Origin of the sequence: Thiothrix sp. UBA5583, assembly GCA_002425225.1 — a bacterium.
GTDB lineage: Bacteria > Pseudomonadota > Gammaproteobacteria > Thiotrichales > Thiotrichaceae > Thiothrix > Thiothrix moscowensis.
Genome location: DILV01000031.1, coordinates 193,020 through 212,613 on the forward strand (window position 1 = coordinate 193,020; position 19,594 = coordinate 212,613).

A 19,594-nucleotide genomic window follows, 5' to 3' on the forward strand; every position below is an offset into this window, starting at 1 on the left:
TGTTTGTCGCAGTGTCAGGAAAATCAGAACAAATCGCAGGAACCACCATGAAGCTGGAAGAAAAGGATCTCGAAATCTTCAAGAAACTGGATTCAAATGTTTATTTGACCTTCAACGACAAGCAGGCGTTGAAAACGGGTCTGGATGAACTTGACCGCCGTTTGCAGGAGCGAGACCGCCGTTTGCAGGAAGTCTCCGGTGTGCTATTGGAAAAAGATGGTCATATTCGCGTGCGGGATGCCCGTATTGACGAACGCGACAAGCGAATCGAAGCACTGGCACGCTTATTGGCAGAAAAAGAACAAATTCTTGCCCAACTCAGTCAGGATACCGCAGGCAGGGAAGCAACCTTGCGCTTGCGTGATGAACACCTCATCAACAAAGACAAAGCCTTGCATCAGCGCGATGCTGCCCTGGCAGAACGTGATGCTCGCATCAAGGTGGTTGAACAAAATCTGGTTAATTACGAAAAGCTGCTTCAGGAAAAGGAACTCCAGATCCAGACACGTGACCGCAGTATGGAAGACAAGGATCGTTCCCTGTTGCGTATTGATCAGGCTATCCAGAGCAAGGATAAGCTGCTGCAAAGCCGCGATGACAGCATCAGCAAAAAAGATCAGCAACTGGTGGAACGCGAAGCCCTGCTTCAGGAACGTACCCGCCAGACCCTTGAGCAGGAACGGATGCTTAAGGAACGCGACAAGCACATCAGTGAACGCGATAGCCAGCTTGCCGAGCGTGACCGCCAGTTGGCAGCGCGTGACGAACACATCGACCTTGCCAACCGGCATTTGCAAAACCGGGATTCCCAGCTTGATGAACGTGACCAGCAAATCCAGAGCCGTGAACAGTTGCTGGCAGAAAAAGCCCTGTTGTTGCAAGAACGTGACCAGCGCATTGGAACCCAGCAGCAACAAATCGAGAAACGTGACCAGGCACTGGGAGAACGTGACCGTCACCTGACTGAACGCGACCAGACTATCGCCGACCGTGACGCTGAACTGCGTGCCCGCGAAGAAGCCATCCGCAACCGTGACCAGCAGGGGTTGGATTTCCTGCAAACCATCCGCGATCTGGAAAATCAGTTACAGGAGCGCGACCATCATGTGGGGGAACGCGACCGCCAGTTGCGCCTGCGTGACGAACGCATCAACAAGGCGGATGAAGACCTGCGTGAACGCGATCTGCGCCTAGGTTTGCGTGACCAGTCCATTGAGGAACGTGATACCCGCATCAGCGAACGCGACCGAACCGTTAAGGATCGTGATGTTTCCCTGCGCGAGCGCGATACCCGTATCAGTGGGCAGGATCTGCAACTGCGTGAACGTGACAAGCAGCTCCAGTTGCGTGACAGCCAGTTGCAAAGCCGGGATGTCACCATCGGTGAACGTGACCACAGCATCAAGGAACGTGATGCCCATGTTGCCCAGATCAACGGGCAGATGCAGGAACGTGACGAAACCATCCACGAGCGCGATTCCCTGCTGACGGAGCGCAATGCTGTTATCCAGACCCGTGATGACACCATCCGTGAGCGTGATCTGCAAATCAGCCTACGTGACAACAACTTGCAGGAACGTGACCTCAGCCTGCAACAACGCGATGTCACCATTGAAACTCTGAGTGGGCAGATTCACGAACGTGATCTGAGCCTGCAACAGCGTGACAAGGAAATCGCTGCGCGTGACGAGCAGACGCGCAACCTGCAACTCGAAGTCCACTTGCGTGACCAGAGCATTGCCGAGCGCGACGTGCAATTGCAACTGCGTGACCAGACTGTGCAGGATCGGGATGAATTGTTGGGTGAGCGTGAAGAAACCCTGTCAGAACGCGATGCAACCATTGCCGAGCGTGATGCCCAGCTTGAACAGCGTGACCTGCAAATCCAGAAAAAAGAAGAAGCCCTACAGGAACGTGACCAGCAGATCCATACCCGTGATACCGAGCTGGCTACCCGCGATGCCACCTTGCGGGTGCGCGATACCACGATTGCGGAACGTGACCAGCAGTTGAAGGAACGCGATACCCAGCTCAAGCTGCGTGACCAGACGATTCTGGATCGGGATCAGGCAATTGTGGCACGGGAAGCGCATATCCGCCGCCGAGATGACCGTATCCAGGAGTTGACCCTGCATATCCAGCATCTGGACAATGACTTGAAAGACCAGCGCCAGCAGTTGCAAAACCGTGACGAAACCCTGCGTCAGCGTGACCTTATCCTTGTGCAGCGTGACAGGCAGATCGACAAGCTCAGCCAGAGTGTAGCGAAATACAGCGCCAGTGCCCAAAGTGTATTCATCAAAGGGGTGGTATCGGGTTTGTTGGCAGGCTTTGTGTTCTTCTGGGGCTTGAAACTGTTGGCACTGATCTGAACACCATCATGCAAAGGGCTGTATGACAACTTGGTTTATTTCCGACCTGCATTTGGATGCAACCCGCCCCGCCATCACCCGCCAGTTGCTGGCTTTGCTGGAGGACATCCAGGGCAAAGCTGAGGCGCTCTATATTCTGGGGGATTTTTTTGAATACTGGGTGGGGGATGATGCACTGGAAGCCCCCGAATTTGCGGCTTTTCTGCCAGTGGTGGAAGGTTTGCACCAGCTCAGTGACAGTGGCGTGAAACTGTATTTTCAGCACGGCAACCGGGATTTTCTGGTAGGGGAAAGGTTCGCCGCCGCCACGGGCTGCGCATTGCTGCCAGAACAGTATCTGTTTGACCTTTATGGCGTACCTACCTTGCTGTTGCATGGTGACACACTCTGTACTGATGATATTGCCTACCAACAGATACGCAAGGTGTTACGCGACCTGATATGGCAACAGCAGTTTCTGGCGTTGCCGATAGTGGAACGTATCCGTCAGGCGGAAGCGATGCGGGCGCAAAGCCGTGCTGCGATGCAGGGCAAACGAGATGATGACATCATGGATGTCAGCAAACAGACCGTGGCAGAAGTTATGCAGGCTGTGGGTGTCAGTCGCCTGATTCACGGGCATACCCACCGCCCGGCAGTGCATGATTTCATGCTGGCAGGCCAACCGGTGCAGCGGATTGTGCTGGGTGACTGGCATGAAAACCGGGGCAGTTACCTGAGGGTGGATGCTGAAAACATGCTGCTGGAATTTTAACGTAACCTTAACATTTCGCTTTGACTAAGCCTGCAAGCTGTTCATACTATCGCGGTTTTTTAAGCTTTGTTTAAGGTGAGTATCATGCCCAAGAGCCATATCGCGGGACTGTTCGGCAAGTCGCCCATACGCCCCCTTCAGGAACACATGTACTGTGTGTACAAGGGGGTCAAGCACTTGATCATGCTGGTGGAAGGAATGAACAATGATGATGAACAGCAAATCACTGCTGCCCATCAGGCCATTGTCGAGAGCGAACATCTGGCAGACGACATGAAAAAGGATCTGCGTCATAACCTGCCGCGCGGCTTTTTCATGCCGGTTGACCGGCGTGACTTGCTGGACGTGTTGTGGATGCAGGATCAGATCATCAATCAGGCCAAGGATATTGCCGGGATGGTGGTTGGGCGCAAAATGCGTTTGCATGACAGTATGAGTACCTTGTTTCAGCAGTATACCGAGCGTTGTGTATCTGCCGTCAAACAGGCATTGCAAGTGATTAATGAACTGGATGAACTGGTGGAAACCGGCTTCCGTGGTATTGAAGTGGAAACCGTGGAAGAAATGCTCAAGGAACTAAGCCGGATCGAACGCCAGACAGATGAATGTCAGGTGGAACTGCGCAAAATCCTGTTTACCCTCGAAGATGCCTTGCGTCCTACCGATGTGATGTTTACTTACCGCCTGATTGAGTGGATGGGACGGGTCGCGGATGACTCCCAGCGCGTGGGTAGCCGTTTACAACTGATGCTGGCGCGATAAGGGGGTAATACATGGAGTTTTTTACTGATACGACGATGATTTACATCGCGTTGGCGGCGATTTTCGGCATTTTCATGGCATGGGGGATTGGGGCGAACGATGTAGCCAATGCGATGGCAACGTCGGTTGGCTCAAAAGCCATTACCATCAAGCAGGCTCTGATTCTGGCGGCTGTGTTTGAGTTTGCGGGTGCATACCTTGCTGGTGGGCAAGTGACTGAAACCATCCGTAAAGGTTTGGTGGATATGGATGCCTTCGGTACTAACCCGGATATGCTGGTGTGGGGGATGTTGGCCTCCTTGCTGGCAGCGGGTACGTGGTTGCTGATTGCTTCCATGCGCGGTTGGCCAGTTTCAACTACCCACAGTATCGTGGGAGCCATTGTCGGTTTTGCCGCCGTTGGGGTTGGGGTTGATGCTGTAAATTGGGGCACGGTGGGTACAACCGCAGTAAGCTGGGTGTTTTCGCCCGTGATTGCCGGTGTGGTCGCTTTCCTGATCTTCATGAGTATCCAGAAACTGGTGCTGAATACCAAAAATCCTCTGCAAAATGCCATCAAGTATGGGCCGTTTTATCTGTTCATGGTTGGGTTCGTGCTGTCGCTGCTAACCACCAAAAAAGGCTTGAAGCATGTGGGGCTGGAATTGAATGAGAGTATGGAGTTCCTGCTGGCGGTGCTTATCGGTATCGTGATTGCTTTGGTCGGGCGGGTACTGATCGGCAAGGTGAAATTTGACCAACAGGCAGAAAAGCGTTTCCATTTTGCCAATGTGGAAAAAATCTTTGCCGTGTTGATGGTATTCACCGCTTCGGCTATGGCGTTTGCGCATGGTTCCAACGATGTGGCGAATGCGGTCGGACCAATGGCTGCGGTCATCGACGTGGCGCAAAGCGGGGCGATGGCGGCAAAGGCCAATGTGCCTTCCTGGGTGTTGCTGGTTGGTGCAATCGGTATTGTGGTGGGTCTGGCGACTTATGGTTACAAGGTCATTGATACTGTTGGGCATGACATTACCGAATTGACCCCCAGTCGTGGTTTTTCGGCGGAAATTTCCACAGCCATGACCGTGGTGATGGCATCTTATACCGGGATTCCTGTATCCACTACCCATACCTTGGTCGGCGCAATCCTCGGGGTTGGGTTCGCTCGAGGGATTGCTGCGATTGACCTGCGGGTGGTCGGTGGCATCTTCATGTCATGGGTGGTGACACTGCCTGCGGGTGCGTTCCTGTCGGTGCTGTTCTTCTATCTGTTGCGCGGAATCTTTGTTTAATCCAGTACCCGCTCTGCCGGAAAGCAAGCCCGGAACACGGTGCGTCCGGGTTTGCTTTCCATCATCAGTTTGCCGCCATGCCATTGCATGACGTGTTTCACAATCGCTAGCCCCAAACCTGTACCGCCACTGGCACGGGAACGGCCTTCGTCTACCCGGTAGAAGCGTTCGGTCAGGTGTGGCAAATGTTTTTCCGGGATGCCGGGGCCATTATCTTCCACACTCAGGCACGCCTTGCTTTCATCATCACTCTCCCAGCGTACCCGGATGCGTGTACCCGCAGGGGTATGCCGGACGGCATTGGTCAGCAGGTTGGTGACAACGCTGGTAATGTCTTTTTCCGAACCGCATACGCACAGGTCTGGTTCAATCATGGTCTCAATGGTGTGGGTGTTGCTAGCTAGTGTGTCACGCAGTACCTGAATGCCCTGGTTCAGCAATTGCGGCAAATCCACCTTGTTGCCCATCAGCGGGGTGGTTTCCTGGCTTTCCAGCCGTGACAGGGCGAGCATGTCACTGATGATCTGCTGCATCCGGTTAGCCTGTTCGCGGGATTGCTGCAAGGGGGCTTGCAGGTGTTCAGGTAGTTCCGGGTCATTTTCAAACAGTTCCATGTAGCCCATCAGTACGGTCAGCGGGGTGCGCAATTCGTGGGATGCGTTGGCAATGAACATCTTGCGGGTTTGCTGCAACTGGATACGTTCGCTGATGTCGCGCACGTTCAGTACCCGTGCTCCGCCCGGCATCGGCAACAGCCGTGCCCGCAGGCTCATGTTGCTGTCACGCGGGGAAGGGAATTTCACCTTACCGTCACTGTTGGCTTCCAGAAACTTGTGTAAATCCGGGTTGCGCAACAGGGTTTCGATGCGTTGTCCCTGATCACTGCTATGGATACCCAGCAGTTTGGCTGCCGCCTTGTTAGACCATTCGATGTGATTGTCTGCATCCAGCAAAATGGCGGCATCCGGCAATACGGACATGATTTGGTTGAAGCGGATCAGCACTTCTTGTTGCTTGCGCTTGCGTTCGGCACTTTTTTGCTGCGCTTTGTGGAACAGGTAGGCAATCTGTTCCCATGCTCCATCACTGTCGGGCATTTCGTTGGGCTTGTAACCATTGGTCAGCCAGTTCTGCAACTGGCGTAGTTTGGAGAGCATCCAGACGATATACCCCAGCAACACGATGATGACCACTGGTAGCGGGAAAGGGGTAAACCACGCCACCAGCAAACCGCAACCAATAACCAGACCGAAGCGGTAACGCTCCACACTCCAGTAATCCGTAGCCATTAATCCCCCGTTGTTTCGGTGGCACTGAACAGGTAGCCCGCGCCCCGGATGGTCTGAATGACATTCTCGGCAGCATGGGCTTTGAGGGTTTTGCGCAGGCGCAAAACGTGTACATCCACTGTACGTTCTTCAATGTAAGTACTTTGACCCCAAACGAAGTCAAGTAACTGGGCGCGGGAATACACCTTGTCCTGGTGCTGCATGAAAAATTCCAGCAGCCGGTATTCGGTAGTCCCCAAATGGACAGGTGTGCCATCAATGCGTAGTTGATGGGCATCCTGATTCAGTTGCAGACGGCCTGCATTGATAATGCGCTGTTCACCAAAACCTTCGGAACGGCGTAACAGTGCCTTGATGCGTGCGCTCAATGCCTTGAGGGACACCGGCTTACTGAGGTAATCATCCGCGCCCGCATCCAGACCGTGGATCATGTCCTCTTCTTCGGTTTTGGCAGTAAGCATGATGATGGGAGTGTCAGCCGTCAGCGGGTCGCGGCGGAAGCGGCGGATTAGTTCCGGCCCGGACAGATCCGGCAGCATCCAATCCACCAGCAACAGGTCGGGTAACTGGGTGGCTGCCAGATCACGGGCACTACGGGCATCGGCGGCTTCTTCCACCACATAGCCTTCCCGTTCCAGTGAAAACCGGATCATGGAACGGATGGCTGCTTCGTCCTCAACACACAGGATGCGTTTTTTCATGCAGGTCAGTTGTTGCCGAGAATTTCACTGCGCACTTTCTCAAGGTTGGTGTGGCGCACGTCCTTGCCTTTCACCAAATAGATCACGTATTCGCAGATGTTTTTGCAGTGGTCGCCAATGCGTTCCAGCGAGCGGGCGCACCAGGTGACGTTGAGGCTATCCTTGATGTTGCGCGGGTCTTCCAGCATCCGGGTAAACAACTGGCGGGAAATGGAGTCGAATTCGGCATCTACCTGGTGGTCATTGTCGACTACCTGCATGGCCTGCTTGATGTCCATGCGTGCTAGTGCATCAAGGGTGTCGCGCAGCATGGCCTTGACGTGTTCACCCAGATGGCGCAAGGAGCCGTGCAGTTCTCCAGAAGTAGCAGATTCGCTCATTTCTACTGCATAGCGGCCTACTTTCTCGGCTTCGTCACCAATGCGTTCCAGATCGGTAATAACCTTGATGATGGTAATCAGCAGGCGCAAGTCGCTGGCAGCAGGCTGGCGGCGGGCGATGATTTCAGCACATTGCTCGTCAATCGCCACTTCCAGCGTGTTGATTTCGTAGTCGGAAAACGCGACTTTTTCGCCGAGTGCACTGTCGCGTTCCAGCAGAGCTTTAATGGCATTGCTGACTTGGGCTTCAACCAGACCCGCCATGGTCATCAGCTTGTTGCGGGCTGCTTCCAGCTCGGCATTGTATTGGTGGGAGGTGTGCTGATTGGTATTCATTGGCATAAGTATCCCCCTTAGCCGAAGCGGCCTGTAATGTAGTTCTCGGTTAACTGGTGCTGAGGATTGGTGAAAACGGTTTTTGTGTCATTCACTTCAACCAGATACCCCAGATGGAAGTAGGCAGTACGCTGTGAAATACGTGCTGCCTGTTGCATCGAGTGCGTCACAATGCAAATGGTAAAGCTCTGACGCAGTTCGTCAATCAGCTCTTCGATGGTTGCGGTAGCAATCGGGTCAAGCGCGGAAGTCGGCTCATCCATCAGGATCACCTCCGGGCTGACAGCGATGGTGCGGGCAATGCACAAGCGTTGCTGCTGACCACCAGACAGACCTGTACCCGGTGCTTGCAAGCGGTCTTTGACTTCATTGAACAAACCGGCTTTACGCAGGCTGCTTTCCACAATTTCATCCAGCTCGGCGCGGTTGGCTGCCAGACCGTGCAGGCGCGGGCCATAGGCTACGTTGTCGTAGATGGATTTGGGGAACGGATTTGGTTTCTGGAACACCATTCCCACACGGGCGCGGAGCAGCACCGGGTCTTGTGCCTTGGCGTGAATGTCTTCACCGTCAAGGTTGATCGTGCCCGTTACCAGACAACCGTCAATGGTGTCGTTCATGCGATTCAAACAACGCAGGAACGTGGATTTGCCGCAACCGGACGGGCCGATCATGGCAATCACTTCATTTTTGCCAATATCAACGCTGGTATCAAAGATTGCCTGTTTAGTACCGTTATAGAAGACATTGACCCCACGGCAATGGAACTTGGTGTCTTTGCCATCAAGAAACGGTTTGCCGACTGTACCATCAATGGTATGGGCAAACTCGGAGCGTTCTTTAGGTTTGGTCATAGTGCCTTTTAAGCTCATATCAAGGGTTGTATCTGTCATGGTATCACCAACGTCTCTCAAATTTCTTGCGGAGAATGACTGCCAGCAGATTCATCAGAATCAGGAAAGCAAGCAGCACGATAATGGCAGCCGAGGTGCGTTCAATAAAGGCACGTTCCGGGCTGTCTGACCAAAGAAAAATCTGTACCGGCAATGCCGCTGCGGGGGAAGTTACCCCGTTGGGCACGTCCATGATGAAAGCCACCATGCCGATCATCAGCAGCGGGGCAGTTTCGCCCAGTGCATGTGCCATGCCGATGATAGCGCCGGTGAGGATGCCTGGCATCGCTAGTGGCAGCACGTTCTGGAAGACTGCTTGGGTTTTGGATGCCCCCAGACCCAATGCCCCCTCGCGGATGGAGGGTGGTACAGCCCGCAGTGCAGCACGTGATGCAATGATAATGGTCGGTAACACCAGCAGGGTCATAACCAAACCACCCGTCAGTGGTGCAGATCGCGGTGTACCAAAGAACTGGATAAACACTGCCAGCCCCAGCAAACCGAACACAATTGAAGGTACAGCCGCGAGGTTGTTGATATTGACCTCGATCAGGTCTACCCAGAAATTGTTTTTGGGGGCGAACTCTTCCAGATAAATCGCCGCAGCCACCCCGATCGGGAAGGAGAGCAGCAATGTCACCAGCATTGTGTAGAACGAGCCGATCAAGGCACTGAGAATCCCGGCCTGTTCCGGCTCACGCGAGTCGCCACGGGTAAAGAAATTGGTATTGAACTGGCTTTCGATTCGCTCTTCGGCTTCCAGTTTGTCCAGCCATACCAACTGGAAATCCTTGATGCGGCGGTCAGCCTCTGGCGTGGCACGGTCTATCCCGCCTTTGTGAAATACGTCAATGTCATCATCCGCCAGTAACCACAGTGATTGCGTTGTGCCAATCAGACTGGGGTTTGCCATTACCTGATCACGCAAGCTGTACTGGGCATCATCACTGACCAGTGCTTTGAGGGCTTTCTTTTGCTTGCGATCTTCCACTCCAGGGAACATCGTTTCCAGACTGGTTTGAATCGCCTTGTTGTAATTGGCTACTTTTAATTGTTCCTGCGATGGGTTGGTTTCCAGACCAAGGGTCGGGGCATCCAGCACAACATCCAGCTTGATGTAGGTACTGGTGAATGCGGGTAAACCTTTGCTGAAAATATCCAGCAGCAGGATCGCCAAGAACAGGATACTCAAGGCAATGGAGATAAAACCGTAGGCGCGGAAACGTTTTTCCCGTGCGTACCGCTTTGCCAAAGTGGCTTTGACTTTTTCAGTGGTGGTACTACTCATACAGCCTCCGCTTAATCGTACTGTTCACGGTATTTGCGCACAATATGTAACGCAACCACGTTGAGAATCAGGGTGACAATAAACAGGCTCAAGCCCAAGGCAAAGGCTGCCAGAGTCTTGGCGCTGTCAAATTCCTGGTCGCCTTTCAGCAAGGTGACAATTTGCACCGTAATGGTAGTCACTGCATCCAGCGGGTTGACGGTGAGATTTGCCATCAAGCCTGCTGCCATCACCACGATCATGGTTTCACCGATAGCGCGGGAAGCCGCCAGCAGGAACGCACCAACAATCCCCGGTAGTGCTGCTGGCAACAAGACTTGCTTGATGGTTTCCGACTTGGTTGCACCCAAACCGTAAGAGCCGTCACGCATGGACTGTGGGACAGCGTTGATCACATCGTCAGATAGTGACGACATGAAAGGGATGATCATTACCCCCATGACAATACCTGCCGCGAGCGCACTTTCTGATGCGACACTCAACCCTACCATCGAGCCAAGGTCGCGGATAAACGGGGCAACTGTCAGGGCAGCAAAGAAACCGTAAACCACGGTGGGAATACCTGCCAAAATTTCCATTGCTGGTTTGGCATAAGCCCGCATGGTGGTACTGGCATACTCTGACAGGTAAATCGCTGACATCAAGCCTAATGGCACGGCAATCAGCAAAGCGATAAACGAAATCAGTAATGTACCAACAAACAGCGGGATTGCCCCGAATGCGCCGGAGCTGCCTGCCTGATCGGCTCGCAAGGCAGTTTGCGGGCTCCAGTGGGTTCCAAACAGGAAGTCAAAAATGTTGACATGCCCGAAAAAGCGGATGGATTCAAACAGCACCGAGAACACAATCCCCACCGTAGTCAGGATCGCAATCGACGCACAGGTAATCATGATGAATTGCACCACCCGTTCCACCTGATTACGGGCGCGGGTTTCTGGTTTGATGTAACGCCAGCCAATGAAACCGCCTGCAATCGCCAGCGCCAATACCAGCAAGGTTTTGATCATGCTGCTGGTCTGCTGCATCTGCCGGTAGTCTTCAGCCGCTGCTTGCATGACGGGCTCTGCACTGGTGCGTGCTGCATCATCCGCTGCCAACGAAAGTACGCGGTTGGTGGTCAGACTGATTTCATCCGGTGATTTGTTTTGGATTTCTGCTGGCAGATGAGAAATCATCGTTGAAGTTAGCAGGGGTTTTTCCAGTGCTGACCACAGGGCAAACACTAACAGCGCCGGGATTAGCACCCAGATCATGACCAGATAGCCATAATAGCTGGGCAGGGAATGCAGATTATTACCACCACGCTTAACCGGGGTGGCTAGCGCGAGTGAACGCTTGCGTCCGATGTAATAGCTGAAGGCAGCTAACACCGTCAGCGTCAGCAAGATACCCAAGGTACTCATGAAAACTCCTGATTAGGGCTGTTGGGTCAGGTGGATGATTCGCGCCTCGCATTGTAGGCGCGAAATATGACAACAATGTTACAGACGATTAAACTTTTTGCTGCATGTGCATCTTTGCGGCTAATTCAGGCAGCTTGTGCCAGACCAGCTTCGCTGACCGGGCGACGTTGCAAACTGCCTTGCACGAAATGGCGATGATAGCGGGTGTTGAGGTTATTGACATCCAACAGGATGAAAATGTCCGCCACGTTGAAATCGGGATCAAGGCACGGTTCACCTGCTACCCATGCACCCAGTTTCAGGTAGGCTTTCAGCAATGGCGGCATATTGAGCTTGGCAGCCGGTTGCGCAGGCAATAAGTGCATCAACGGCTTGACCCGCATTGTTGCGGGGGCGAGGTTATTGGCACGGGCTTCCTGCATGATGGCAGAGGCTTGCGCACCGCCGTCACTCATGCTGATGCTGGCACAGCCGAACATGTAGTCAACCTTGTGCATTTCCATGAACTGTGCCAACCCTAGCCATAACATGCCGATGCCTGCACCGTTGCGGAACTCCGGGTGAATGCATGTGCGCCCGATTTCAATCGCATTACCCTTGAGTTGGGGGAACAGCCCGCGCAGGTCAAATTCGTTTTCGGAATAGAAACTGCCTGCTTTCCGCGCATTCGGCGTGGTGAGAATGCGGGTGGAGCCGACCACTGCATTATTATCAGTACGACGCACCAGCAAGTGGTGGCAGTAGTCGTCGTAATGGTCACGGTCGATGCCCTCGGCAGCGCTTTCCAGGTGTGCGCCCTGTTCCTTGGCGAAAATGGCATAACGCAGGCACTGGGATGCGTAAACGTCGGCAGGGGTGGCGGCAAGCTCTACCCGCAGTTGCGGCATGGTTGTGTGGGCATGGTGGTCTTGTGGTGTTGCGGTCATGGATGCACTCCTTCGGAAGTTATCCCGACAGCTTAGGGGGCAAGTATGACGCAGGTGTGACGGTTATTTTGCAGGGAGGTTACGAAACTGTGTCCGGCTAATGTCGCTGGAATAAGGTTTTCGTCCTTGCCTTATTTCTGCTGGTTTTTCTGACGGAAATCCCACGGCGCGACAGGTTGCTTGTCTTTCCACAAGCCTTTGCGTGTTTTGCGTGCCTGTTTCTCGGCATCGGCGTAGCTTTGTTGGTCAGTGTTGCTTTGTTCCTTGGCGTAGGCAGCATAATGCCAGCCGCAACCGTTACGGATTTGTTCCAGCGCTGCATCCTTGCCTTCTGCGGTGACTTTGGCGATAACGCGCCCGTAGCGGTCGACTTTGTAGGCTTCCACTGCGACTGTCAGGTTGACGGTCTGCATCATCAGGGCTTCCTTGCAGACTTGCCCGAATGGCTGGTCTTTTTCCGGTGCGTCTATGCCTTGCAGGCGAATTTTGTAACTTTTTTTGTCGCTTGCCAGCACGGTCAGGGTGTCACCATCGCTTACTCCAACGACACGTCCGCTTGCTAGCAAGGTTCCCGTGGCAGAAACGGTGGCATCCGGTGGCAGTTTGGCTTGCAGCTTGTCATGGGTCTTGGTGTCAAACTTGTCAATACAGCCAGCAAGGCTCAGTGGCAACAGGGCGAAAAGCAGGTATTGTCTCATGGGGTGCATGGCTTCCGGGTCACTTGCTTTGACGTTATTGCTGGGGCAGCAGAGGTTTGCGCAGGATGTCAAAGCGCATTGGGTTTGCAAAGCGTGCCCCCTCGGAGCCAACATGCGCGTTGAAACGGTTTTTTACCTCTTGATACAACGTATTATCCAGTCGGTGGTTGGTATGCGTGACTTGCAGGATACGCTGATCGAATTCGTCGAAACCGGCAAAGCGTGATTCAGTATTGCAGAAAACCTGTTCCACCAGTTCCAGCGTGCCACTTTGCACTGCTTCACAAACGGCCTGGAAAGCCAGTTCACGTACCACTTTTTCGTCATGAAACAGGCGCAGAATGTCGTTGAAAGCGCCTGCGTACACGGGTTCAGAAATCCACGCTAGTCCACCGGGTTTGAGAACACGGGCAATTTCCTGCATTCCAGTTGCCATGAGTGCTTGCGGCACATGGTGCAGCGACTTGAACATGAACACCACGTCAATACTGTTGTCTGGCATCTCAATGGCCTGTGCCCCGCCGGATTTGAATTCGATAGTGTCAGGATATTCGCTGACAAGGTTGCGGGCGTGCTGGATTTGGTCAACTTCGGTGGCGATGATACGCTTGACGGGAAAGTGTTCGGCAAGCAGTCGGGTCATGCGGGCTGTGCCACAGCCGAGTTCCAGTACGTTGGCTCCAGCGAGGGGTAGGTATTGACCGATCAGGTCGAGTTCGTTACACAGGGTATTGGCATCCGGGTTTTGCAGTTGCATGGCGCTCAGGTCTGTTGATGAATGGATACGGCGATTCTAATACAGCACATGCTCTTTTAACCATGCAGTAATACGTTGTTCCAGCCAGTATTCTGCCTGCCACGGGAGATTGCCGCTGACAAAACCGACATGCCCGCCGTGGCTTGCCAGTTCCAGAGTCACGTCGGCGCTGAGCAAGTCTGCACTGGGGGTAGTGCTGGGGTACATGAAAGGGTCATCCAGCGCATGGATAATCAGCGTTGGTGTCTGGATATAGCGCAGAAACTGTGCAGAACTGCTGCGGCGGTAATAATCTTCTGCACTGGCAAAGTTGTTCAGCGGTGCGGTGATCTGGTCATCAAAGGCAAAAATAGTACGTATCTGCCTGAGATCAACCTGCAAGGGTGCTTGCCGTTGCTTGAATTTGTGTTGATAGGCTGCTTTCAGTTTAGTCAGTAAATATTGACCGTATACTTTGGCAAAACCCTGTTCCAGCTTGTGGGCACACTCCTCAAGCTGAAACGGCACGGAAACTGCGACGACGGCTTGCAAGTCTGACGTAGCACCTGTTTCCCCGGCGTATTTGAGGATCAGGTTGCCCCCCAGGGAAAAGCCGACAGCAGCATCCACCGGTCTGCCGGTCTGGCGCAGGTGAGCAAGCACTTCAGCTACATCTGCCGTCCGCCCCGAATGGTAGCTGCTGGAGTGACGATTGGGTGTGCCACTGCATCCGCGCAGGTGCATGAATACACTGGTAAACCCTGCTTTGTGCAATGCCAGCAGCAAGGTCTGGGCATAATGTGATTGCACTGAGCCTTCCAGACCGTGAATGACCAGCACCCGTGGTGAAGCCGGGCGTGGGTAGCTAGCAATGTCGATGAAATCACCATCTGCCAGTTCTACCCGCTCGTGTTGCAGTTCCAGTTGGGGGCGCTGGCGGAAAAATACCGGCCACAGGGTTTGCAGGTGGGGTGAGCGTAACCACCAGGCGGGGCGGAAGCTGGATGAGATGCTGTTGTTCATGTCAGTCAGTGTTTTGCCAAAGATTCAGGGTGGAGAGGACGCTTTGTCATGATCAGTAGTCAAGGCTGGCAAATGTGCGTATCCTAACGTTATTACTGATGGAGCATTATCTGAATTTATAAAAATGTGTGGCTCCCGTACCTATGTGGTTATAGCATGTTAAATAAACAAAACAAAAATTATAGCCGTGGCGATGGCTTTTTCACCCGCTATATCGTTTATATCCTCTCCTTCCTGCTGTTGCTGGGAGCTGGCGCTGTGTTTTGGGTCAGCTACGAAAAGAGCCATAGCATCAATCAGGAAATTGCCGTCTATGAAACCAGCCAGTTTGCGTCTTCGGTAGCCCGTTTCCGCACCTTTTATTCTACCCAGATTGTGCCCCGAGCGCAGGAAAATGGTCTGAAAATTACCCATGACTATCACGAAACCAAGGAGGCGATGCCGCTGCCTGCCACCATGCTGATGGATTTGGGAAAGTTTATCGGTGACAGCAAGGAAAGCAATTACAACGTCAGGTTGTACAGTGATATGCCGTTCCCTTGGCGCAAGGATGGCGGGATACGTGATGATTTTGAAAAATGGGCACTGGAAGAATTGCGCAAAAACCCGGAAAAGGCCGTGTGGCGTTTTGAAGGAGCTGGGGAACAGCAGGTATTGCGTTATGCCCGTGCTGACCGGCTGCTCAGCAGTTGCGTCGATTGCCATAATACCTATGCCGGGACGCCCAAAACCGACTGGCAAGAAGGGGATGTGCGTGGTGTGCTGGAAATCAGCCGTCCGCTCAGCGGTTTTGAAAAGGCAACCCGGCAAGCTATGATGGAATCGTTCCTGATGTTGCTGGGATTGGGCGTTGCCTTGTTGTTGATGCTGGGCTTGGCCTTGCGTGGTTTGCGCTCAGCGCTGAAAACCTCACAGGAATCGGTGGATGCTGCCCGCATTGCCAACCAGAAACTGGTATTGGGGATCGAAGAACGTGAAACATTGGCGGAAGACCTCAAAGCCAGCCAGATCAAAAGCCGTACCATTGTGGATTCGGTACTGGATGCCATCATTGTCATCAATTCCAAAGGCATCATTATTGAAACCAACCAGTCAGTGCATCCGGTATTAGGCTATACGCCCGGAGAATTACTGGGAAAAAATGTCAATCTCCTGATGGAAGGTGAACATCAGCAGCAGCATGACAGGTATATCCAGGATTACCTGCAAACCGGGCAACAACACATCATCGGCAAGCCTCGTCAGTTGATGGCACGGCGCAAGGATGGCTCGACTTTGCCAATTGATCTGTCAGTCAATGAAGCCCGTTTCGGCGATAATGTGGTGTTTACCGGCATTATCCGTGACATCAGCCACCGTATTCAGGTACAGGAAGAACTGGCACAGGCACGGGATGCAGCCTTGGAATCTGCCCGTCTCAAGTCTGAATTCCTTGCCAACATGAGCCATGAAATCCGCACCCCCATGAACGGGGTCATCGGCATGACGGAACTGTTGCTGGATAGCAAGCTGAGCCGCGAGCAGCGCGATCAGGTACGCACGGTACAACACAGTGCCGAATCATTGTTACGTATCATCAATGACATTCTGGATTTTTCCAAGATTGAAGCGGGCAAGCTGTCGATCAGCACCAGCAGTTTTGAGTTACTGCCACTGGTAGAAGGGGTGATGGATTTGCTGGCAGAACATGCCCAGGCCAAGGGTATTGAGCTGGCTTTCTTCATCGACCGGGAAGTACCTGCCAGCATGATTTGTGACCCGGTGCGTTTGCGCCAGATCCTGATCAATCTGCTGAACAATGCTATCAAGTTTACCGGACGTGGCTATGTTGTGCTGAAAATCAGTACCGTAGGCAAGATCTGGCAGCAGCCGGGTGACAAGCAGATACTGCGTTTTGATGTGATTGACACTGGGTGCGGCATCCCTGCCGATGCGCAAGCCAGACTGTTCACCGCTTTTTCACAAGTGGATGGTTCTGTGACCCGCCAGCACGGTGGTACAGGGTTGGGCTTAGCCATTTGCAAGCAACTGGCGCAATTGATGGGCGGTGATATTGGCTTGCTGAGCAAGGTGGGGGTTGGTTCCAGTTTCTGGGTGACAATCCAAGCAGAAGCTGGGCAATGCCAACACCCCGAGCACCCTGCCCATCTCACCAGAGTGTTGATGCTGGGTTCCAAACCCTTGTTGAATACTCATTATGAGCGACAGATGCAGCAATGGGGTATGGATCCTCTGGTAGTGGACAGCCTCAACAGTCTGATGATCACGTTGGAAGATAACAGCAGTTATGACGTGATTGTGCTGGATGCTGACATGTTTTTCTACAAACCGGATCATCCGCTGGGCATCGTGCCCGTCATCAAGGCGGTGCGTGAGTACACCAAAGTACCCATTGTCATTTACGGCAGCAGCAAGCAGATTGTCCTGCTGGAAGCCTCCCGGTTGGGGCGACATATCCAGTTGCTGGGCAAACCGGTCAAGCATTCCGTTATTCTGCGTTATCTTAACCGTTTGCACCATTCCTTGGCGGGGGAAAGTGAGTTGCCAGCCGTTGTCGTGGAACCTGAGAAAACCGAGGTACAGTCAGAAGTGTCTGCGGAAGGGGTTCGTATCCTGCTGACCGAAGATCATCTGGTCAACCAGAAAGTCGCGTTGGCGATGCTGAAAAAACTGGGTTACACCCAGGTGGATTGTGCCGTTAACGGTGAAGAAGCCGTACAGGTGGTGCAACGGCAGCGTTATGACATCGTGTTGATGGATTGCCAGATGCCGGTGATGGATGGCTACGAAGCCACCCGCCAAATCCGCAAGCTGGAAGATGCCCGTTATCAGGCATTACCCATTGTGGCACTGACCGCCCATACCATGAAAGGCGATGACGACAAGTGTTTCGAGGCGGGCATGAACGATTACCTTTCCAAGCCGGTACGTGGTGAGGAATTACAGCAAAAACTGGACAAGTGGCTGAAAAGAGCCAAACCGCGTACCGGGCAGGTGGCTGAACCGGCTTAATCCGTGTTTAGGAATTCGCCGCTCTGATGTTGCCACATGTCGTAGTATTTACCACGTAATGCCAGCAGTTCGGCGTGGGTTCCCTGCTCGATAATCTGCCCATTTTCCAGCACGATGATGCGATCCATGCGTAGGATGGTTGCCAGCCGGTGGGCAATCACAATCGCCGTCTTGTTTTCAATCAGCTCGAAAATGGCGACCTGAATCTGTTGTTCGGTGAGTGAATCCAGCGCACTAGTGGCTTCATCCAGCACCACAATCGGCGCATCTTCAAGGAAGGCGCGGGCAATCGCCACCCGTTGCTTTTCCCCGCCGGAGAGTTTCACCCCGCGTTCGCCTACCAGCGTATCAAAACCCTTGGGCAACTTGTCGATGAAAGCCAGCGCCCGCGCTTGTTGTGCTACTTCCCGCAGACGTTCTTCCGGGATTTCCTTGCCTAGCGTAATGTTGTCGCGGATGCTGCGGTGAAACAGTTCCGGCTGTTGCGGAACCAGTGAAATCTGTCCACGCAAGGATGCCAGGGTGAAATCCTGCGCATCCACCCCATCGAACAGGATACGCCCTGCCTGAGGGTCAACGAAGCGGAACAGCAGTTTGGTCAGCGAAGTCTTGCCGGAACCGGAATGCCCCACCAATGCCACTTTTTCCCCCGGCCGGATATGCAGGTTGAAACCACTGAACAAACCGGAGCCACCGTAGGCAAAGCCCATATCTTCAATGCGGATGTCACCCGCGCTGATGGTATGCGCTTGGGTGCGGGTTTGATCCTGTTCAATATCGGCCTGCCGGAAAACATCCGACATTTCGCGGGCATCTGCCAGCACATTGAAAAAACGGCGGAAATTCATGCCAAAATCCCACAGATGGCGGATCAGGATCAGCAGCACCGTTTGGAACAGCACAAACTCGCCAATTTCAAACGTGCCGTCCTGCCATTTGCCGATCATCAGGTACAGCAGCAACAACTCAATGCCAAACACCATCAGGCTTTGTACCGCAAACAACACAAAGGTCAGTAGCCAGGCAATATTGCGTTTGCGGTAAGATTCATCGGCAATAGTGCCAATATTCGCGCTTTCGCGGCTTTCCAGCGCAAAACTTTTCAGGATAAAGATATTGCTGATGTTGTCGGCATATGCACCGCCCAGTTTGGAGTCCATTTCCGCCACCAGTACGTCATAACGCAGTTTCCACACCAAATAGCCGCCGCTGAAGCCTAAAAACACAATGACCCACAGCAGGAAATACAGCGCAAACTGCGGTTGTTGCTGGTAAAAAATGACGAAGGCAATGCTGACTTGCAGCAGATTGCCGTAGAACTCGAAGATCAGCCAGTCGATGGTGGTTTCAAATGCCTTGATGAAACGGTTGGCTTGCTTGACCAGACTGCCCGCGAAGTTGTTCTCGAAAAATACATAACGCTGTTTGATCAGTACATCGAAACAGCGTTTGTCGAGCTGGTTTAAACCCCAGCTCTGAAACATGATCATGCCCAGTTCCAGCGCCCGCCAGCCCAACCATTTCAACCCGAACAAACCCGCAATGATCAGCAGGCTGTGCAGTAGCAGGGTGTGGGTAGTAGCGGAATAGGGCAGTATCAGGCCATTGGCAATGTCTTTGTAATAGAGAGGCACGAGGATTTCGATGCCTGCCCCGGCGGAAATGCCCAGCATAACCACCAGAAACCAGCCCCATTTGCGGCGAATAATTGCGCCGTATTCACGAAAAATAATATCCATGCGTGAAT

At 53.2% G+C, this 19,594-nt stretch carries 16 protein-coding genes; 5 read left to right on the forward strand and 11 right to left on the reverse strand.

Annotated elements, in window-relative coordinates; genetic code table 11:
• Window positions 1–47: 47 nt before the first annotated feature.
• From B2U47_RS13555 to B2U47_RS13570, 4 genes are all read left to right on the forward strand, one after another.
• Window positions 48–2,372, forward strand: a complete 2,325-nt coding sequence (locus tag B2U47_RS13555; protein WP_296678080.1) for a hypothetical protein — start codon at window positions 48–50, stop codon at window positions 2,370–2,372.
• Between the two features lie 22 nt (window positions 2,373–2,394).
• Complete coding sequence (locus B2U47_RS13560; protein ID WP_296678082.1) at window positions 2,395–3,126, forward strand: UDP-2,3-diacylglucosamine diphosphatase; 732 nt, start codon at window positions 2,395–2,397, stop codon at window positions 3,124–3,126.
• Between the two features lie 84 nt (window positions 3,127–3,210).
• Complete coding sequence (locus tag B2U47_RS13565) at window positions 3,211–3,888, forward strand: TIGR00153 family protein (protein WP_296678084.1); 678 nt, start codon at window positions 3,211–3,213, stop codon at window positions 3,886–3,888.
• A gap of 11 nt (window positions 3,889–3,899) precedes the next feature.
• Complete coding sequence (locus B2U47_RS13570) at window positions 3,900–5,162, forward strand: inorganic phosphate transporter (RefSeq protein WP_296678088.1); 1,263 nt, start codon at window positions 3,900–3,902, stop codon at window positions 5,160–5,162.
• Here B2U47_RS13570 and phoR read toward each other — a convergent pair.
• The 10 genes from phoR to B2U47_RS13620 all read right to left on the reverse strand — a co-directional run bounded on the left by phoR (window position 5,159) and on the right by B2U47_RS13620 (window position 14,835).
• Window positions 5,159–6,451, reverse strand: a complete 1,293-nt coding sequence (gene phoR / locus B2U47_RS13575) for a phosphate regulon sensor histidine kinase PhoR (protein ID WP_296678089.1) — start codon at window positions 6,449–6,451, stop codon at window positions 5,159–5,161. The genes B2U47_RS13570 and phoR overlap by 4 nt on opposite strands.
• On the reverse strand, window positions 6,451–7,152 hold the full coding sequence (gene phoB / locus B2U47_RS13580; protein ID WP_296678092.1) for a phosphate regulon transcriptional regulator PhoB: 702 nt from the start codon (window positions 7,150–7,152) through the stop codon (window positions 6,451–6,453). The genes phoR and phoB overlap by 1 nt, the downstream gene beginning before the upstream one ends.
• 5 nt (window positions 7,153–7,157) lie before the next feature.
• Window positions 7,158–7,874, reverse strand: a complete 717-nt coding sequence (gene phoU / locus B2U47_RS13585) for a phosphate signaling complex protein PhoU (protein WP_296678093.1) — start codon at window positions 7,872–7,874, stop codon at window positions 7,158–7,160.
• An 11-nt stretch (window positions 7,875–7,885) separates the two neighbouring features.
• Complete coding sequence (pstB, locus tag B2U47_RS13590; RefSeq protein ID WP_296678095.1) at window positions 7,886–8,722, reverse strand: phosphate ABC transporter ATP-binding protein PstB; 837 nt, start codon at window positions 8,720–8,722, stop codon at window positions 7,886–7,888.
• A gap of 43 nt (window positions 8,723–8,765) precedes the next feature.
• Complete coding sequence (pstA, locus tag B2U47_RS13595; RefSeq protein ID WP_296678098.1) at window positions 8,766–10,049, reverse strand: phosphate ABC transporter permease PstA; 1,284 nt, start codon at window positions 10,047–10,049, stop codon at window positions 8,766–8,768.
• 11 nt (window positions 10,050–10,060) lie between these two features.
• Window positions 10,061–11,452 (reverse strand): phosphate ABC transporter permease subunit PstC, encoded by a 1,392-nt coding sequence (pstC, locus tag B2U47_RS13600; RefSeq protein WP_296678099.1) that lies wholly within the window; start codon window positions 11,450–11,452, stop codon window positions 10,061–10,063.
• Between the two features lie 125 nt (window positions 11,453–11,577).
• Window positions 11,578–12,378, reverse strand: coding sequence for a GNAT family N-acetyltransferase (locus B2U47_RS13605; protein WP_296678102.1), 801 nt, complete (start codon window positions 12,376–12,378; stop codon window positions 11,578–11,580).
• A 131-nt stretch (window positions 12,379–12,509) separates the two neighbouring features.
• Window positions 12,510–13,076: a thermonuclease family protein gene (locus B2U47_RS13610; protein ID WP_296678104.1), complete on the reverse strand. Its 567-nt coding sequence runs from the start codon at window positions 13,074–13,076 to the stop codon at window positions 12,510–12,512.
• 34 nt (window positions 13,077–13,110) lie between these two features.
• Window positions 13,111–13,833, reverse strand: a complete 723-nt coding sequence (locus B2U47_RS13615; protein WP_296678108.1) for a class I SAM-dependent methyltransferase — start codon at window positions 13,831–13,833, stop codon at window positions 13,111–13,113.
• A 36-nt stretch (window positions 13,834–13,869) separates the two neighbouring features.
• Entirely contained in the window at window positions 13,870–14,835 is a 966-nt protein-coding gene (locus B2U47_RS13620; RefSeq protein WP_296678111.1) for a hydrolase, read from the reverse strand.
• Between the two features lie 156 nt (window positions 14,836–14,991).
• On the opposite strand from B2U47_RS13620, the gene B2U47_RS13625 reads away from it, so the two are divergent.
• Window positions 14,992–17,847 (forward strand): response regulator, encoded by a 2,856-nt coding sequence (locus B2U47_RS13625; protein ID WP_296678115.1) that lies wholly within the window; start codon window positions 14,992–14,994, stop codon window positions 17,845–17,847.
• Here the strand turns inward: B2U47_RS13625 and B2U47_RS13630 are convergent.
• Window positions 17,844–19,586, reverse strand: coding sequence for an ABC transporter ATP-binding protein (locus B2U47_RS13630; RefSeq protein WP_296678117.1), 1,743 nt, complete (start codon window positions 19,584–19,586; stop codon window positions 17,844–17,846). The two genes, B2U47_RS13625 and B2U47_RS13630, sit on opposite strands and share 4 nt — an antisense overlap.
• Between the last annotated feature and the right edge of the window lie 8 nt (window positions 19,587–19,594).

Excerpts from the sequence above, each read along its gene's own strand:
- B2U47_RS13555 (WP_296678080.1), top strand. The coding sequence starts at position 48 with ATGAAGCTGGAAGAAAAGGATCTCGAAATCTTCAAGAAACTGGATTCA.
- B2U47_RS13560 (WP_296678082.1), top strand. The coding sequence starts at position 2,395 with ATGACAACTTGGTTTATTTCCGACCTGCATTTGGATGCAACCCGCCCC.
- B2U47_RS13565 (WP_296678084.1), top strand. The coding sequence starts at position 3,211 with ATGCCCAAGAGCCATATCGCGGGACTGTTCGGCAAGTCGCCCATACGC.
- B2U47_RS13570 (WP_296678088.1), top strand. The coding sequence starts at position 3,900 with ATGGAGTTTTTTACTGATACGACGATGATTTACATCGCGTTGGCGGCG.
- phoR (WP_296678089.1), bottom strand. The coding sequence starts at position 6,451 with ATGGCTACGGATTACTGGAGTGTGGAGCGTTACCGCTTCGGTCTGGTT.
- phoB (WP_296678092.1), bottom strand. The coding sequence starts at position 7,152 with ATGAAAAAACGCATCCTGTGTGTTGAGGACGAAGCAGCCATCCGTTCC.
- phoU (WP_296678093.1), bottom strand. The coding sequence starts at position 7,874 with ATGCCAATGAATACCAATCAGCACACCTCCCACCAATACAATGCCGAG.
- pstB (WP_296678095.1), bottom strand. The coding sequence starts at position 8,722 with ATGACCAAACCTAAAGAACGCTCCGAGTTTGCCCATACCATTGATGGT.
- pstA (WP_296678098.1), bottom strand. The coding sequence starts at position 10,049 with ATGAGTAGTACCACCACTGAAAAAGTCAAAGCCACTTTGGCAAAGCGG.
- pstC (WP_296678099.1), bottom strand. The coding sequence starts at position 11,452 with ATGAGTACCTTGGGTATCTTGCTGACGCTGACGGTGTTAGCTGCCTTC.
- B2U47_RS13605 (WP_296678102.1), bottom strand. The coding sequence starts at position 12,378 with ATGACCGCAACACCACAAGACCACCATGCCCACACAACCATGCCGCAA.
- B2U47_RS13610 (WP_296678104.1), bottom strand. The coding sequence starts at position 13,076 with ATGAGACAATACCTGCTTTTCGCCCTGTTGCCACTGAGCCTTGCTGGC.
- B2U47_RS13615 (WP_296678108.1), bottom strand. The coding sequence starts at position 13,833 with ATGCAACTGCAAAACCCGGATGCCAATACCCTGTGTAACGAACTCGAC.
- B2U47_RS13620 (WP_296678111.1), bottom strand. The coding sequence starts at position 14,835 with ATGAACAACAGCATCTCATCCAGCTTCCGCCCCGCCTGGTGGTTACGC.
- B2U47_RS13625 (WP_296678115.1), top strand. The coding sequence starts at position 14,992 with ATGTTAAATAAACAAAACAAAAATTATAGCCGTGGCGATGGCTTTTTC.
- B2U47_RS13630 (WP_296678117.1), bottom strand. The coding sequence starts at position 19,586 with ATGGATATTATTTTTCGTGAATACGGCGCAATTATTCGCCGCAAATGG.